Raw genomic sequence first — 16,050 nt, 5'->3', positions numbered from 1 at the left:
CCGTTCACGCGGGTTCCTTCTGCGGGGCGTCGTCGGCGAGGGTGGCGCGCAGCGTCGTCTCCACCAGGGCGATGACGTCCTCGGCGGTGAGACCGGCCGCTTGCGCCCGGTGCAGCCAGGCGACCAGGTCGTCGCGCAGCTCGGCCTGGTTGGGCAGGGACGCGCCGGCCAGGGTGCGCTGAACGAACGTGCCCACCCCCGGTCGGCCACCGACCAGACCCTCGATCTCCAACTCCCGGTACGCCTTCAGCACCGTGTTCGGGTTGATCGCCAGGGATTGCGCGACGTCCCGGACCTTCGGCAACTGGTCGCCCGGTGTCAGCAGGCCAACCCGTAGCGCCTGTTTCACCTGCTGCACGAGCTGCATGTAGGTGTTCACCTTCGACCGGCTGTCCAGTACGAACTCGATCACTCCCGTTGACCCTTCCTGTTGTCCTACGACAGTAGGACTAATAGACAGCCTCATCGGTGACCCGCCGGCTGTCAAGCCCGGCGCGGCACGTTCTGTCCGGGCCCGGCGCGTCTCGTCCGGCGCGCCGCGTGCCTGCCGTCGGGCGCATCGGGGCCCGGAGCGGCGGGCAGGACCGTGGTGGCACTGGCAGGCCACCTGTTGGCACCCAAGGGTCAGCCCGGGGGGAAGGGACCGGCAGCGATCCGCGTGGACGGGGAGGTGTTCGGTGGTCACCAACGAACTGACGACGTCGAGGGCGACTCCACTACAGGCCGCTCGCGCCCGGGGCCGCGTACGCGGGCGGTTGATCCTGCTCGGCCCGGCGTTCGTCGCCGCCGTCGCGTACGTCGACCCCGGCAACTTCGCCACCAACTCCGCCGCCGGCGCCCGCTACGGCTACCTGCTGGTCTGGGTCGTGGTGGTGGCCAACCTGATGGCGATGCTGGTGCAGACGCTCACCGCGAAGCTGGGTCTGGCCACCGGGCGCAGCCTGCCCGAGCTGTGTCGGGAACGCCTTCCCCGGCCGGTGAACCGGGTGATGTGGGTGCAGGCCGAGTTGGTCGCCATGGCCACCGACCTGGCCGAGGTGATCGGTGGCGCGGTCGCCCTGTACCTGCTCTTCGGCATCCCTCTGCTGCCCGGCGGGATCATCATCGGCACGGCCGCGTTCGCCGTGCTCGCCCTGCGCTCGCGCGGGTACCGCGCCTTCGAGGTCGCCATCGCCGTCCTGCTCGGGGTGATCGTGCTGGCCTTCGCCGCCAACCTGCTCGCCTCCGGCTCCGATCCCGGCTCGGCCATGGCGGGCATGGTGCCGCGCCTACAGGGCACGGACAGCGTGCTGTTGGCCGCCGGCATCCTCGGCGCGACGGTCATGCCGCACGTCATCTACGTGCACTCCGCGCTCACCCGCGACCGCATTCCCGCCGCCGACGACACCGAGCGTCGGATCCTGTTCCGCGGCCAGCGCACCGACGTGCTGCTCGCCCTGAGCGCGGCCGGCGCGGTCAACCTCGCCATGCTGCTGATCGCCGCGGCCAGCTTCCGGGGCGGCGGACCGGGCGGTGCGGACAGCCTGGAGGGGGTGCACGCCGGGCTCGGCCAGACCATCGGGACCGCCGCCGCGTTCGGGTTCGCCGTCGCCCTGCTGGTCTCCGGGCTCGCCTCCACGAGCGTCGGCACCTACGCCGGAGAGGTGATCATGCAGGGCTTCCTGCGTCGGCGGATACCGCTGCTGCTGCGTCGGCTGGTCACCCTGCTGCCCGCGCTGGCCGTGCTCGCCATCGGCCTCGACCCGACCCGGGCGCTCGTGCTGTCCCAGGTCATCCTCAGCTTCGGCATCCCGTTCGCGCTGATCCCGGTGGTCGCCTTCACCCGCCGACGCGACCTGATGGGCAACCTGGTCAACCACCCACTCACCACCGCCGCCGCGTCCCTGGTGGCCGTGCTGGTGGTGGCGCTCAACGCGTTTCTCCTCTGGCAGGTCGTCGCCGGCTGAGCCGGCTGGTCGGTGCTGCCGGCGTGAGCAGGGCCGGCCGCCTGGCCGGGCGCGCTGACGCGGACGACCTGCGTGAGTGGAGCGCCCCCGGACATCCCTCCACGGGCGTTGTACCTGTGAGTCATTTATGACTCGCAGGTACAACCCGTTAGCGACCATGTCGGGCCGGACCCCGTGTGGGTGGCCGGATCCCTGTGGGCGGCTGGCCGGCTTGGGCGGGTGTGGTCAGGTGCGACGCCCCTCGTCTCGGGCCGGGATCTCCTGGCGCTGTTCGAGGGCGTCCGCCGGGTCGGCGTCGGCTGGCAGCGACGTCACCTCCTCGAGCGTGCCCGCCGGGAAGGCACCCTGTTCGGCCAGGTCGGCCTCGGCGGCCTCCGGGTCCACGTCGCCCGACACCCGATCCGGCGGCCCGACGTCGAACGCGTCCTGCCGTTGTTCCAGGGCATCCGCCTCCGGCGGAGGGAACGTGCCGCCCTGTTCGTCCCGGTACGTGCTCATCGGAGCCTCCCACCCGGCGGGTGTCGACATACCGCCGGGCCGCTGCCTACCCGCCAGCGCCGCACTCACGCCGCCACGCTGCTCAAGATCTGGGCCGCACCGTGGTGGGCGCCCCCAGGTCGACCGGGGCCGGGCCGCCCGAGCAGGCCAACGCGCCCACCTGGCCGCCGGCGAGGATGGGCGCCGATGCGGTGCCGGCCAGCGCCAACGGCCCGGCCACCCGGGCTCCCACCATCGTGACGTGGTCGGTGGTGCCGGTCAGCGCCACCGCGCCGCGTACCTCGGTGTTCAGCACCTCGACGGCCGTGGCGCGGGACGCCGTCAGGTTCCCGGCGATCGAGGAGCCCTGGGCGACCAGGGCGGCGCCGGGCGCGACGGTGACCGGGCCGGTCACGGTGGCCGCGCGCAGGCAGGTGACACCGGCGGTGACGGTCAGCGGACCGGCGTGTCGGCCGGTGACCACTGTGGTGCAGGCCGGTGGCGGCGGGATCAGCGTGGCCACGAACGCGCGGGCCGACCCGATGTTGCCGACGGCGTCGATGCCCCGGTACTCGACGCGGTGCCGGCCGTACCCGGGAGACCGCTCAGCGAACGGGGACACGGACAGGCCGCCCGAGCCGAGGTTGCCGTAGACCAGGCCGTCCACGTCGGTGCCGGTGGCGGTGAACAGGAACGGCGATCGGGCATCGGTGGGCCAGCCGTAGTAGTTGTGCCACCCGTCGCCGTCGAGCCGGAACTCCGAGGTGACCTGACCGGTGCCGTCGTCGGTGCCGGTCAACCCCATGGTGAACGGGCCGTTGTACACGTACTCGGTGGGTCGGCCGGGCCGGGTGACGGTGAGCAGCGGCTCGGAGAGGGCGTACGCCACGTCGGGCCGCGTCGCGTCCACCGTCCAGGTGCGGGTCACCGCCCTCCCGGTGCCCGGCTCGTCCACCCGGGCGGTCAGCCGGTGGGTACCCCGCGACAGGCGCAGCGCGCCCAGGTCAACGTCCCGGTCGGTGCCGGTGTCGGCCACCGGCCGGCCGTCGAGCGTCCAGCGCACGCGTGGCACCCGATCGGTGGGCTGGCTGGTCCGCACGTACACCACATCGTGCGCGCCGACGGGCCGGTCGGTCGCTGTGGACGCGGTGATCGCCAGCGGCGACTCCACCGCCGGGGTACGCACCGCGGTGTCCACGGTCCAGGCGCGGGTCTGGGTCAGCGCCGGTGAGCTGCGGACCGCCGGGTCGCGGACGAACTCCGTCGGGTCGGTCACCGTGGCGGTCACCGTGTGCCGGCCGGGAGAGAGCCGTAGTTTCCGCAGGTCCAGATGGCGGGCATTGCCGGTACGCGGCACCGCCCTACCGTCCACCGACCACGTCACGGTCAGCGCGTGGCTCACCGGGTGCAGGGTGTCCACCCAGAGCAGCCGGTCCGCGCCAACCGCCTGGTCGGTGGCCGTACCGCCCTGCACGATGCCGACCCGGGCGGCGATCCGTTCGGTCATCCGCTCCCGGCCGACCTGGTCGAAGTAGAAGCCCAGCGACTTCATCATCGAGTGCCGGCTCGGTCGCCACACCCCACGCTGGAGGTACAGGCCGCCCTCGTAGCGGCCGATCGTTCCGCCCGCCTCGCTCGGCTCACCCAACCAGCGCCACCACTTGGCCCGGGTGTCGCGCATCTGCCGCTCGGTCAGCACGGTGTGGTGCACCGAGTCCGGTTCCGGCCCGCTGTAGGTGTCGCCCGGCACCCCACGACCGTAGTAGTCGTACTCGTCCTGCAAGCCACCGAGCGAGTGCCCCAGCTCGTGCGGGCTGATCAGCGCGGAGAGCGCGTTGCCGCCGGAGGCGGTGGCGTTGCTGCCGCCGGCCCCACCGTAGGTGCCACTGTTGGCCAGCGCGACCAACTGGCGGTTGCCGGGGTTGGTGCCGACCGCCAGGTCGGCGTACGCGTTCGCGGCGGCACCGTCGACAGTGAGCAGACGTTGCACGCTCGCCGGGTTGCAACCACCCCAGAAGCCCATGCCCAGCGCGGTGTCGCGTCGCGGCGCGGACAGGCCGGGGTCGCAGTCCACCCCGGACTCCGCTGAAACGATCTCCACCGTGTAGACGTTGAAGTAGCTGCGGTAGGACTTGAACGGCTCGATCGTCCACAGGGTGTTGAGGTGCCGGTCCACGTGTGCGCGGAAGGTGGGTAGGTCGGCCTCGGTGTAACCGTCGCCCAGCAGCACCAGGTTGAACCGCGTCGCCGGGTCACCGGTGACCTGGATCGGCACCACGGTGGCGCCGGCCACCGGGACGGCGGACGGTGCGGCGGCGGCCGGTGTGCCGACCGTCAGTCCCGCCGCGACGAGCGCCACGACACACAACCCCACTTTGATCCGCACCCTGCGCCCCTTCCATGGCCGGTCGGCCTGGCGGTGCCGGGCGCCGGGCCCGGCGGGGCGCCGTCGTCCGGGCCTGCCGTGACCGTGGACATCTCGGACCGTACCGGTCTGCGCACCGACAGGTAACCCTCGGCGGTCCTCGGCGGACGTCAAGGCCGGCAGTCGGAAGCGGGGCCCCCTGGACCGCTCGGCGCAGCCAGTCCGGCGTTCGGCTCGCGCCGCGCCAGAATCGGCTCAGCCTGAACAGCCCATCGCTCAGGATCAATGGATGCGTCCGGGTGGTCGTCGTTGTCGGCGGATGGCCTGCCACCGACGGTCCCAGACGACCTTCGAGGAGAGGGATCAACCATGCGATGGAACGCACGACGGGCCGCCGCCGGGGCCTTCGGGCTCGCCCTCGGTGCCGTGCTGGCGCTGGCCCCGGTCGCACCCGCCCAGGCCGAGTCGAACGGTGGCGTACGCGTGATGCCACTCGGAGACTCGATCACCGACGGGTTCAACGTGCCCGGCGGGTACCGGATCAACCTGTGGCAGCGGCTGGCTGGCGGCGGCTACACGGTCGACTTCGTCGGCTCCGGGTTCAACGGGCCGGCCAGTCTCGGTGACCACGACCACGAGGGCCACTCCGGCTGGCGCATCGACCAGCTCGACGCCAACATCGTCACCTGGTTGCAGGCCACCGACCCGCGTACGGTGCTGCTGCACATCGGCACCAACGACGTGAACCAGAACTACGACCTCGCCAACGCTCCGGCCCGCCTCTCCGGTCTCATCGACAAGATCAGGTCGACGGCTCCGGGGGCGGAGGTCTTCGTCGCCACCATCACCCCGGAGTCCGACCCGAACCGGGAGGCCCGGGTGCAGGCGTACAACGCGGCGATCCCCGGGATCGTGGCGCAGAAGGGCAGCCGGGTGCACCTGGTCGACATGCACGCCGCGCTCACCACCGCCGACCTCGCCGACGGCGTCCACCCCAACGCCGGCGGGTACGACAAGATGGCGGCCCGCTGGTACGCCGCGCTGCAGTCGGTGCCAGGCAGCCTGGTCCCGGCGGGCGGGCCGCCGGTGGGCACCGCGGTCGGCCTGCTCAACCCCGCTTCCGGGCGTTGCCTGGACGTCTCCGGCGCCAGCACCACCAGCGGCACCGCCACGATCATCTGGGACTGCCACGGTGGCGCCAACCAGCGCTGGACCCGCACCGCCGCAGGGGAGCTGCGGGTCTACGGCGATCGGTGTCTGGACGTGAACGGCGGGGCGAGCGCCGACGGCACGAAGGTGCAGATCTGGACCTGCAACGGCACCGCCGCGCAGCGCTTCACGTTCCGTACGGACGGCTCGATCGTGCTCACCTCCGCCGGCAAGTGCGTCAACGTGACCTCCGCCGGCACGGCCAACGGCACGACCACGCAGCTCTGGACGTGCAATGGCACCGGTGCGCAGCGCTGGTCCGTCCGCTGACGGACGCCCAGGGCCGGTCCACGTGCACCCGACGGGGGCCGGCCCTGGGTGGGCCGCTACCGGTCAGTCGGCCGTCGCCTCGGGCGTGGTGTTCCGGCGGGTTCCGGCGGCCAGCGCCAGTGCCAGCAGCGCGCACACCGCACCCACCAGGAAGAGCAGCGAGGCGGTCGGCTGGCCCAGCCACTCCCAGTACGGGTGCCAGGCCGGGTGCGGCTCGCCGAGGTGGTGCCGCAGCAGGAACGGGACGCTCACCAGCACCGGCAGCCACCACAGCACCGTGGCCACACCGATCAGGCCGTGCACCGCACCGCGGCTACGGCGTCCCTCGGTGCGTCGGCTGACCCAGCCGAAGACCAGCCAACCGGCCACCGCGCCCAGCACCGTGCCGAGCACTCCGGCGGGGACCACCAGGGGCGGTGGCGCGCGGTGCAGCTCGACCGAGAGGTAGCTGGCGTCGACGGCTGTCTGCGAGGAGATCGAGGCGTTCAGGATGGTGTCGCCACGTCGGGCGGTCAGCGCGGTGTCGGTGACCGCCTGCGGGGTGGCGCACATCTTGTCCGCGCAGCTGACGCGATCGGACACCTGTGGGTCGTACACCCGCCAGCCGCCACCGGTCAGGCGGTCCCGGGCCACCGTGACGATCTGTGCGACGGGCGCCGGTGGCGCGCCGAGGGCGAAGGCGCCGGTGGCGCTCTCCTGATACTCGCCGCCGTCACCGAACACCAGGGTCTTGACGGTCCCCAGGCGCAGCGCGTGCCCGTAGACGACGAAGAGCGCCGGCGGGGTGTCGATCTCGTCGAGGTCGTGGCCGGGAAAGGCCTCGGTGAGGACGGCGGCGGCCTCGGTCCGGTCGGGTTGCGGTCGGGACGTCTCCCAGGCGGCCCGGCTGGCCAGCGCGCCGGTGAAGAGGCCGCAGACGACTGCGGCGAGCGGCACCCACGCGACGGCGGGGCCACCGGCCGGGCGGCCGAGGCGGCGCAGCAGCCGCCGTCCGAACCTGGTGGCGGGCGCGGTGTCGCTCACGGACATGTCCACCCTCCGGCTTGAGATCAGGCGGAGCGACAGTACATCCCCCAGGGGGCCCGGCGCGTCCCCCCGATGACCGCCGGCCGTGGCCGGGATCGGCCAGGATGGGCGGGTGGCCGTCACGGCCGCGACGAGGAGGGTGGGCGATGCGGGGACGTGGACGGTTGACCTGGGGGCGGCGTGCTCGTGCGGGGGCGGTGGTGACCGCGTTGCTAGCGGGCGTGGTGCCGCCGGCCGTCGTGCTGGTGCCGGGCGCTGCCACAGCGGCCGCGGCGGCGGGGACGCCGGTCTGCCAGGTGCGCGACGACCGGCTGCGCGAGATCTCCGGGATGGTCGCCACCGACGACGGGTACGTGGTGATCAACGACGGGGCCGACGACGAGGCCCGCCGCCGGATCTTCTTCCTCGACCAGCGTTGCGCGGTGGTGCGCACCGTCTCCTTCCCGTCCCGGCCCCGCGACACCGAGGACCTGGCCATCGGCCGGGACGGCACCGTCTGGGTCGCCGACATCGGTGACAACGACCGCTCCCGGCCGACGGTCGGCGTGTGGCGGCTGGGTTCGGGGGCGAAGCAGCCGGTGCTGCACCGGATGACCTACCCGGACCGTCCGCACGACGCCGAGGCGCTGCTGCTCGACGCGTCCGGTCGGCCGCTGATCGTCACGAAGGGCGGCAGTGGCACGGTCTTCCTGTACGCGCCGGCCACCGCGCTGCGGTCGGACGCGACGACGCCGCTGACCGCGCTCGGCCAGGTGACAGTGCCCTCGACCACGACCAGCAACCCGTTCTCGTTCCTGGGGCGCGGGGTGATCACCGGCGCGGCGAACGCGCCGGACGGACGGCGGGTGGTGCTGCGCAGCTACGCCGACGCCTTCGAGTACGACGTGCCCGACGGCGACGTGGTCCGCGCCTTGACCACCGGCACCCCGCGGATCACCCCGCTGCCGGACGAGCCCCAGGGCGAGTCGATCACCTACAGTCGCGACGGTCGGTCGTTGCTCACCGTTTCCGAGTCCGCCGGTCAACCAGCAGGCACCCGCTCGACGATCCTGCGCTACCCGGCCACCGCCAGCACGGCCACGGCCGCGCCCTCGACGGAGTCCGTCGACCCGGTGTCGCCCACGGCGGTCCGCCCGGCTGCCGGGGAGCTCGGCGGCGGAGCTGGGCGGACCTGGCCGCTCGCCCTCGGCGCGGGAACACTGCTGGTCCTGCTCGGGTTGGCCGGCGTGCTGTGGTGGAGGCACACCGCGCGCCGGTGAGCGGGCCGGGCCTGCGGCAGGATGGGGGGATGTCCGTCCTGTCCACGTTGCGCCACCCGATCGTCGCCGCCCCGATGGCTGGTGGCCCGTCCACGCCCGCGCTGGTGACCGCCGTGTCCGCCGCGGGTGGGCTGGGCTTCCTCGCCGCCGGGATGATCGACACCGGCCGGCTGGTCGCCGACGTCGCCGAGGTCCGCGCGCGTACCGACCGGCCGTTCGGTGTGAACCTCTTCCTGCCCGGCCCCGGCGGCGTCGACGAGGCCGCCGTCCGGGCGTACGCCGAACGGCTCGCCCCGCAGGCCGCGCAGCGCGGCGTGAGCCTGGGCGAGCCGGTGGGCGGCGACGACGCGTACCCGGAGAAGCTGGCCGCACTGCTCGCGGACCCGGTCCCGGTCGTGTCCTTCGTGTTCGGGCTGCCCGACCGGGCGACGGTGACCGCCCTGCGCGAGCGGGGCACCGAGGTGTGGGCCACCGTCACCCGTCCGGACGCCGCGACCACCGCCGTCGACCTGGGTGTGGACGCGGTGGTGGTGCAGGGCACCGAGGCCGGCGGGCATCGCGGCGGCCTGCCGGACGACGACGACTACGGGTTGCTGCCGCTGCTCCGGCTGACCGCCGCCCGCTGTGACCGGCCGTTGGTGGCCGCGGGCGGCCTCGTCGACGGCCCCTCGGTGGCCGCCGTGCTGGCTGCCGGCGCTGCCGCCGCGCAACTCGGCACGGCCTTCCTGCGCTGCCCGGAGGCGGGCAGCTCGCCGATGCACCGGGCGGCGGTGGCCAGTGCCGCGCCGACCGCGTTGACCCGGGCGTACACCGGTAAGCGGGCCCGTGGCGTGGCCAACGACTTCCTGCGCCAGCACGACGCGGTGGCACCGAGCGGTTACCCCCAGGTGCTGCACCTGACGCGTCCACTGCTCGCCGCCGCCCGGCGCGACGCGGACGCGTCGGTGGCCAACCTGTGGGCCGGGCAGGCGCACCCGTTGGCCCGGGACGTGCCGGCGGCGCAGGTGGTCGCCGAGGTGAGCGCCGGCGCCCGAGCCGCGCTGGCCACAGTGGTCGAGCGGTCCAGCCGCTGGGGCTGAGCAGGACACCGGCAACCGGTTCGGGCGGGCGGGACGGGGCCAGGCGGGCAACCCGTTAGAGTCTCGCCGTGATCGAGATCGGTGCCCAGGTCGACCTGTCCCACCCGGCTGAGCGGGTCTGGCGCGCTCTGACCGATCGGGAGTTGCTCGGCCGGTGGTTCGCCGAGGCCGAGATGGTCGAGGGCGTACCGGACCGGATGCTGCTGCACACCGCCGGCCTGCCCGGCTTCGAGGCCAACGTCGAGGTCGAGGTGACCGAGCGGCAGGAGCCGGACCTTCTCGTGCTGGCCTGCGACGAGGCCGGGCGGCTCAGCGAGCTGACCTGCACGGTCACGACCACGAAGCAGGGCTGCCGACTGGAGGTACGGGAGGTCAGCACGCACGGCGCGTGGTCCGCTGGGCAGCACGAGCCGCGCGAGCAACAGCTCCGGCAGGCGCTGACCGTACGGCTGCCGGCCATCCTGGACTGGCTCGCCTTTCAGCAGGTGGACCTGCGCCGAGCCGACGGTGGGATGACCGCGGAACTGCCGCTGATCGGCGTACGGGGCAGGGCCGGCCGCAACCCCCGTCGGCGTCGCACCCTGGTCGCCGTGCTCGCGGGAGCCGTGCTGGTGGCGGGGACGGCGGCATGGGTGACGTTGCCGCCCGACCCGAAGCCGGCCGCCGCGCCCACGCCGACCGCGACCGCGTCGCCGACAGTGACGGCCGACAGGACCACCGTCGCTCCCGCGGCGACCCCCTCGGCGCGTCCCTCGCGGACCACCGCGTCGGCGACCGCCCGGCCGAGCCGAACCCCGTCGGCGAAGCCGTCGCGGACGCCCGCGTCGGCTACCCCGGCTCCGCCACCGACGCCCGTCACGGCCCGCTACGAGACCGAATCCGACCGACTGTTCGGCTACACCGGCCAGATCGTGGTCCGCAACCCCGGCGGCGCACCGGTGGCGGACTGGGCCGTGGTGGTCACCCTCGCCGAAGGCACCACCGTCGACGACGTCGACGGCGCGAACTGGCGACAGGACGGACGGGTGATCACCTTCACCGGAGCCGCGGTGGCGGCCGGGGGATCCCAGACGATCAGCTTCGACGTCCGCGACAGCCGGCCGAAGGCCCGGGAGCCGGAGAGCTGCACGATCGGCGGGCAACAGTGCGCGGGCCTCTGACTAGGCTGCCGTCATGGCACTGCTGCACAGGGCGACCCTGCACCCCACGAAGCTGGACCTGCTGACGGCCTGGCTGCCGGACCGACAGTGGTACGCCGGACCTACCGGCGTCGAGGTGGTGAGCCGGGGCGCCTACCGCTTCGACGACCCGGCCGGCGAGGTCGGCATCGAGACGATGCTGGTCGGCGCCGCGGACGGGCCGGTCCACCATGTTCCGCTCACCTACCGCGCCGCGCCCCTCGACGGTGCGGACGCCTGGCTGGTCGGCACCACCGAGCACTCGGTGCTCGGCCGGCGCTGGGTGTACGACGGCTGCGCCGATCCGGTGTACGCGGCCGCGCTCGCCCACGCGATCCTCACCGGCAGTGGCCAGGCGGAGCAGTACTTCGAAGTAGACGGCCGGCGCGAGGTGCGGGAGCCGACGGTGACCGTCGTCGTCGACGGCGCCGGGGACGCCAACCCGACACCGTTCGGCGTCGTGCGTCGGGTGGTCGATGAGGACAGGACGCTCATCGACACCGACACTGTCGAGCTGGTCGTCGTCCGCCGTCCCGGCGCTGCCGACAGCGCCGGGCCCACCCTGCTCGGCAGATGGAACGGGCAACCGACGAGCGTGCCGCTGGCGTACGTGCGGGCGCGCTGACGTCCCGGTCGCCCGACCCGCTCGTCGCGGTCGACGGGGGGACCGGACGGCCGTACGGTCGGGACGTGGTCACCGTCGCCGATGTGCGGGCTCTCGCCCGAACGCTGCCGCGCAGTAGCGAGCACCTGATCCGGGACCGGGTGAAGTTCCGGGTTGGGTCGATGGTCTACGTCGCCTTCTCGCGGGACGAGGCGACGATGAGCTTCGCGTTCCCAAAGCAGGAGCGGGCCGGGCTGGTCGCCACCGACCCGGAGCTGTTCTTCCTGCCGGGAGAGGCCGACCTGCGCTTCCACTGGATGTGCTGCCACGCCGCGCGACTGGACCACGATCACATGACCGAGTTGGTCACCGAGGCGTGGCGGATGGTGGTGCCGAAGTTCCTGGCGCGGCAGCGGCTGGGCAGCTGACAGACGGTGGGCGGCCCGACTTCCCGGGCCGCCCACCGTCTGTCACCACTGTGCCGGAGGCGGCGGCGGCGACACGGGCGGCCGGTCGTCGCAGGTGATGGTGTTGGGCAGCAGCCACGGTGCGAGCCACCCGCCGTCGTTGCCGCCGAGGTCGGTCAGCGTGAACTCCGAACCGGCCGGGGTGAAGTGGAACGATCCGCAGTTGTTGACGCCGACCGCCCCGACGTTGCGGGCGTCCACGTTGGCGAACGAGGCGGACCCGGCCGCGCGGGCGCTGACCACCGAGGTGCCGGTGCCGTCGACCCGGACGTCCCGGAACCGCGCATCGGAGATCGAGTAGAGATCCTTCACCGGCCAGTCGCTGACCAGCATGATCGCGTTGTAGGTGTTGTCCAGGTACGCGTCGCCGGTCACCTCGATGGGCGCCTCGATGCTGCGATCCAGGGCGAAGACCCAGATCGCGCCCAGTCCGATGTTCCAGTTCAGCTCGTACGTGCCGGCGCGGGCCGTGGTGTTGTTGGTGAACCGCAGGTGTCCGGTGAACGGCTCCGCGCCGAATCGGGCCCCGACGTGCAGGCCGCTGCCCTCGCGTACCGGGTCGGCGACCAGGTTGTGCGAGACCGTGGTGTCGGTGCCGCCGTAGATGGCGATGCCGTTGGCCAGGGTCGGTGACTGCACGGTGTTGTGGTCGAACGTGTTCCGTGCGTTGGCCGTCTTCTCCGACCACATCGCCAGGCCGTCGTCGCCGGTGTTGCGGACGAAGTTGTGCGACACGAGGGAGTCGGTCACACCGGTGTGGAAGTTGAGCGCGTCGGCGATCTGGTCGACGATGATGTTGTTGGTGACCCGGACGTTGCGCATCGGGCCGTCGAACCACAGGCCCGCCTTTGTGTGGTGCAGGTAGAGCCCGTCGATGGTGGAGTCGCTCATCGCCCCACCGATCGCGTTGACCTGGTCGGTGTCAATGCGCTCCCGCACGTCGCCCTCGATGGCGAAGCCGGAGAGGTGCACGTTACGGCTTCCGCCGTCGGCGGCGTCCCGCCCGTAGAACCCGACCCCGGTGTGCACCGACCCGTCCGGCGCGGGAGTCGGCAGGGCGACCTCGCGACCCTTGATGGTGGTGTACCAGTTGCCGGCGCCCTCGATGGTCACGTCGTCGACGATGATGTGCCGGTTGACCTGGTAGGTGCCCGGTGGGATGTACACCTTCAGGTGGGCGCGCCGAGCGGAGGCGATGGCCCGGTCCAGCGCGTCGGCGGAATCCCGCCGGCCGGTGGGGTCGGCGCCGAACGCGAGCACGTTCGCGGCGAGCAGCCGGACGTGCGGCGGCGCGACCAATTCGGAGTCGAGCAGGTCGATGACGGTCCAGGCGGCGGCGCTACCGGGCGGCGCGGTGAGCCGGACCTTGTCGCCGGCCCGGTAGGTGCGTCCGAGCAGCAGCCGCTGCTCGTCGTAGAAGTGGGTGGGCCGGAACGGCTTGTCGATGCTCGGGTACGGCGTGGTGGCCGACGGCACGCACTGGCACTCGGTGATCCACCAGTCCGGGTGCAGCAGCCCGGCCTGCGGGTCGTTGGTGAACGGGTACTGGTTGTAGAGCCACGAGTACTGCGACGTGAGCGTCATGGTGCGCAGGTGGCTGCCGTTGACGGCGACCCGCAGCGGCGCGGTGATCCCACCACCCTGCGGCGCGTCCGGGATGCTGTACCGCACGGTGATCCCGTTCGCCGCGCTGGGCAGGACGAACTCCACGTACTCCCCGGGGGTGAGCCGGACCGCCCGGCGGCCGGAAGCCTCCGCGGGCAACGTGTAGGCGGTCCGGTCGGGCCCGATGATCTCGCCGTTGGTGCGGGCGTTCTCCGCTTCCTGCTCGAGAAAGTCGACGTCCGCGCCGCGTCCGGCGACCAGCGCCGGATCGAGGGCGGCCCGGGTGACCACCGGCTGCGCGCCGGCGGACGCGGGTGGACTGGCGGCGGCCGCGGTGGGCCCGGCGACCAGCACGGCGAGACCGGCCGCGAGCGCGACGGCGGTGCCGCTGGGCCGGCCGGGGCGTCCCCGCGCGGGCGTGAGGCTGCGAAACATCGGTGACCCTCCTGGGTGGGTGGTGGTGGAGGTCCGCCCGGCGTTCCCCCGACGCCCGACATTGATCGTCATGATGCAGCACCAGACAGGGCACTGCAAGACACCTATCGAGCAATGAAAATAAACGAGTGTCTGGCCGCAAGAAATGGACGGTCGTCGAGTTGAGGTGTCGCGCGTCGCCCGCCCCGACCAGGTCACGCCCGGCGTAGGCTGGTCCGCGTGGATCAAGAAGACCGTATTGCCCTCTTCCTCGACTACGAGAACCTCGCGCTGGGCGCGCGCGACCATCGCGGCGGCGCGGCCTTCGACTTCCGGCCCATCGCCGACGCGCTGGCCGAACGAGGTCGGGTGGTGGTCCGCCGGGCGTACGCCGACTGGTCCTACTTCGACGAGGACCGCCGGATGCTCACCCGGTCCCACGTCGAGCTGATCGAGATCCCGCAGCGGATGGGCGCGTCCCGCAAGAACGCCGCGGACATCAAGATGGCCGTCGACGCGATCGAGTTGGCGTTCGAACGCGACTACATCTCCACCTTCGTGATCTGTAGTGGGGACAGCGACTTCACCCCGCTGGTGCACAAGCTGCGCGAGCTGAACAAGCGGGTCATCGGCGTCGGGGTCGAGGGGTCCACCTCGGGGCTGCTTCCTCCGGCGTGCGACGAGTTCCTGTACTACGACCGCCTGGAGGGCGTGGACATCCCGCCGGCCCGTGGCCGGCGCGCTCGTCCCACCACCCGGCAGGCCGGCGTGGAACAGCGCCCACCCGAGCCGGAGCGGGAGCACGAGCCGGAGGTGGACCGTCGCCCGGCGGGGGAGGAGCCCGGCCGCGACGTGGACGCCCTCGCCGTGCTCGTCGCCCAGTCGGTCGCCGGGTTGCAGGGCAGTGCCAACGGTGAGGTCACCGCCTCCCGGCTCAAGCGCACCCTGCTGCGCAAGGACCCCACCTTCAGCGAGTCCGACTACGGCTTCCGTACCTTCGGCGAACTGCTGCGCCACCTCGCCGAGCGCAACGTGATCGAGCTGGGCGAGGGCCCGGCGAAGGGTGACCCCGAGGTCTCGCTGCCCGAGCACGGTGACCGCGAGGTGGCGTTCGGCCTACTCCGGGGCGTCGTGGCCGATCTGGGCAGCGGCGGCAACCCGGTGGCGTTGTCCGGGTTGAAGAACCAGGTGCGCCGGGCCCGCCCCGACTTCAGCGAGAAGAAGCTCGGCTACCGCAGCTTCCTGCAGTTCTGCAAGGCCGCCGCCACCGCCGGCGTACTGGACCTGCGCTGGAGCCCTGAGGCCGACGATTATCTCCTGACAACCCAGACCTGACCGTGCCGCCCCGCAAAATCTCGTGTTGATCAAGAGGTTCGCGTCACCGGGAACGCGATTCGTGACGCGAACCTCTCGATCAACATGGACTGGGGGTGGGAGTTGTGGGGAGGGGACAGAGTGGGGCGCGGTTCCTGATTCGCAAGTCAGGAGCGGGAGAACCGCCCGTTATGGTTTCGAACCGTCAACGGTTGGCCCGAAATGCGCCTGGATTGTCGCCCTTGCCCCGGTCCGGGCATACCTGCGCCGTACCCTCGGCGCGGGAATTGCTATACGGTCGGCGAATGAAGGTGGAGGAGCACTGGTGGAACGGAGACACGACCCCGCGCGGGCGCCGGGACGTGTACATCCGTACTGACGGGCAGGGTTGGGAGGTCCGCGCCCAGATCGGTGGGGCGTCGGGTCGTGAGCGGGTGCAGCAGTGCCCAAGCCGGGCCTCGGCGGCCATCCTCGCCGACGCCTGGCGCGGCACCCACCCATCCTGGCGCGAGCTAAAGCAGCGCTGATCCGGCACCGGGCCGGGTCGGCAACGCTCCCGGGCTCCAGCCCGGCGCGCCCGCCGACCGGCCCGGCGCTCGGTACGTTGGTCCGCCGAAGGCGCTCAGCGGTTCAGCCGCCGACCGCATCCGACGCACAGGTCACCGCCCTCTGAAGCATGACGGACGCAACGTCTGCCAGAGGCGCCAATGCCGAATCCAGGTGCGGGCAGTCGTCGCGAGCGTGGCATTCAAGGCAGCCGCCAGCTCGCCACGGCCTCTCAAGAGCCCGACTCCAGTGCGCACCCGGCACCCGTCCGGCCGTACCTGACCAAGGGAT

Annotated in this window: 14 protein-coding genes; 9 read left to right on the top strand and 5 right to left on the bottom strand. The window is 72.5% G+C overall.

The features are described 5' to 3' along the window. Nucleotides 1–4: 4 nt before the first annotated feature. The gene (locus ABTW72_RS09465) at nucleotides 5–412 is read right to left on the bottom strand and encodes a GntR family transcriptional regulator (RefSeq protein ID WP_030335957.1); all 408 of its coding nucleotides are present in this window, start codon (nucleotides 410–412) and stop codon (nucleotides 5–7) included. 265 nt (nucleotides 413–677) lie between these two features. On the opposite strand from ABTW72_RS09465, the gene ABTW72_RS09460 reads away from it, so the two are divergent. Continuing rightward, nucleotides 678–1,946 carry an Nramp family divalent metal transporter gene (locus ABTW72_RS09460; protein ID WP_350856402.1) on the top strand — a complete coding sequence of 423 codons (1,269 nt, stop codon included), beginning with the start codon at nucleotides 678–680 and terminating at the stop codon, nucleotides 1,944–1,946. Between the two features lie 225 nt (nucleotides 1,947–2,171). Here the strand turns inward: ABTW72_RS09460 and ABTW72_RS09455 are convergent, their stop codons facing one another. Next, entirely contained in the window at nucleotides 2,172–2,444 is a 273-nt protein-coding gene (locus tag ABTW72_RS09455; protein ID WP_350856399.1) for a hypothetical protein, read from the bottom strand. An 82-nt stretch (nucleotides 2,445–2,526) separates the two neighbouring features. Continuing rightward, nucleotides 2,527–4,809 carry a M64 family metallopeptidase gene (locus tag ABTW72_RS09450; RefSeq protein WP_350856396.1) on the bottom strand — a complete coding sequence of 761 codons (2,283 nt, stop codon included), beginning with the start codon at nucleotides 4,807–4,809 and terminating at the stop codon, nucleotides 2,527–2,529. A 348-nt stretch (nucleotides 4,810–5,157) separates the two neighbouring features. On the opposite strand from ABTW72_RS09450, the gene ABTW72_RS09445 reads away from it, so the two are divergent. Beyond that, the gene (locus tag ABTW72_RS09445; protein WP_350856393.1) at nucleotides 5,158–6,267 is read left to right on the top strand and encodes a ricin-type beta-trefoil lectin domain protein; all 1,110 of its coding nucleotides are present in this window, start codon (nucleotides 5,158–5,160) and stop codon (nucleotides 6,265–6,267) included. Between the two features lie 63 nt (nucleotides 6,268–6,330). On the opposite strand, the gene ABTW72_RS09440 is transcribed toward ABTW72_RS09445, so the two are convergent. Further along, nucleotides 6,331–7,296 (bottom strand): hypothetical protein, encoded by a 966-nt coding sequence (locus ABTW72_RS09440; RefSeq protein ID WP_350856390.1) that lies wholly within the window; start codon nucleotides 7,294–7,296, stop codon nucleotides 6,331–6,333. 143 nt (nucleotides 7,297–7,439) lie between these two features. Here ABTW72_RS09440 and ABTW72_RS09435 point away from each other — a divergent pair, with 143 nt between their 5' ends. The 5 genes from ABTW72_RS09435 (at nucleotide 7,440) to ABTW72_RS09415 (ending at nucleotide 11,841) form a co-directional block, all read left to right on the top strand. Next, nucleotides 7,440–8,552, top strand: a complete 1,113-nt coding sequence (locus ABTW72_RS09435) for an NHL repeat-containing protein (protein ID WP_350856387.1) — start codon at nucleotides 7,440–7,442, stop codon at nucleotides 8,550–8,552. A gap of 29 nt (nucleotides 8,553–8,581) precedes the next feature. Continuing rightward, nucleotides 8,582–9,631: an NAD(P)H-dependent flavin oxidoreductase gene (locus tag ABTW72_RS09430; protein WP_350856384.1), complete on the top strand. Its 1,050-nt coding sequence runs from the start codon at nucleotides 8,582–8,584 to the stop codon at nucleotides 9,629–9,631. Nucleotides 9,632–9,699: 68 nt separating this feature from the next. Next, the gene (locus ABTW72_RS09425) at nucleotides 9,700–10,791 is read left to right on the top strand and encodes an SRPBCC domain-containing protein (protein WP_350856381.1); all 1,092 of its coding nucleotides are present in this window, start codon (nucleotides 9,700–9,702) and stop codon (nucleotides 10,789–10,791) included. 13 nt (nucleotides 10,792–10,804) lie between these two features. Then, nucleotides 10,805–11,434 carry a CG0192-related protein gene (locus tag ABTW72_RS09420; protein WP_350856378.1) on the top strand — a complete coding sequence of 210 codons (630 nt, stop codon included), beginning with the start codon at nucleotides 10,805–10,807 and terminating at the stop codon, nucleotides 11,432–11,434. After that, a complete protein-coding gene (locus ABTW72_RS09415) occupies nucleotides 11,383–11,841 on the top strand; it encodes an MmcQ/YjbR family DNA-binding protein (protein WP_350856744.1) in 459 nt (152 codons plus the stop codon). The genes ABTW72_RS09420 and ABTW72_RS09415 overlap by 52 nt, the downstream gene beginning before the upstream one ends. Before the next feature lie 42 nt (nucleotides 11,842–11,883). On the opposite strand, the gene ABTW72_RS09410 is transcribed toward ABTW72_RS09415, so the two are convergent. After that, nucleotides 11,884–13,920: a glycosyl hydrolase family 28-related protein gene (locus ABTW72_RS09410; RefSeq protein WP_350856375.1), complete on the bottom strand. Its 2,037-nt coding sequence runs from the start codon at nucleotides 13,918–13,920 to the stop codon at nucleotides 11,884–11,886. A 219-nt stretch (nucleotides 13,921–14,139) separates the two neighbouring features. On the opposite strand from ABTW72_RS09410, the gene ABTW72_RS09405 reads away from it, so the two are divergent. Beyond that, nucleotides 14,140–15,234, top strand: a complete 1,095-nt coding sequence (locus ABTW72_RS09405; RefSeq protein WP_350856372.1) for an NYN domain-containing protein — start codon at nucleotides 14,140–14,142, stop codon at nucleotides 15,232–15,234. Nucleotides 15,235–15,518: 284 nt separating this feature from the next. Further along, the gene (locus ABTW72_RS09400; protein ID WP_030335934.1) at nucleotides 15,519–15,740 is read left to right on the top strand and encodes a hypothetical protein; all 222 of its coding nucleotides are present in this window, start codon (nucleotides 15,519–15,521) and stop codon (nucleotides 15,738–15,740) included. Nucleotides 15,741–16,050 lie beyond the last annotated feature (310 nt).

This window comes from Micromonospora sp. NPDC127501 (assembly GCF_040302185.1).
Taxonomy (GTDB): Bacteria; Actinomycetota; Actinomycetes; order Mycobacteriales; family Micromonosporaceae; genus Micromonospora.
This window is presented reverse-complemented; position numbering and strand designations above follow the sequence as displayed.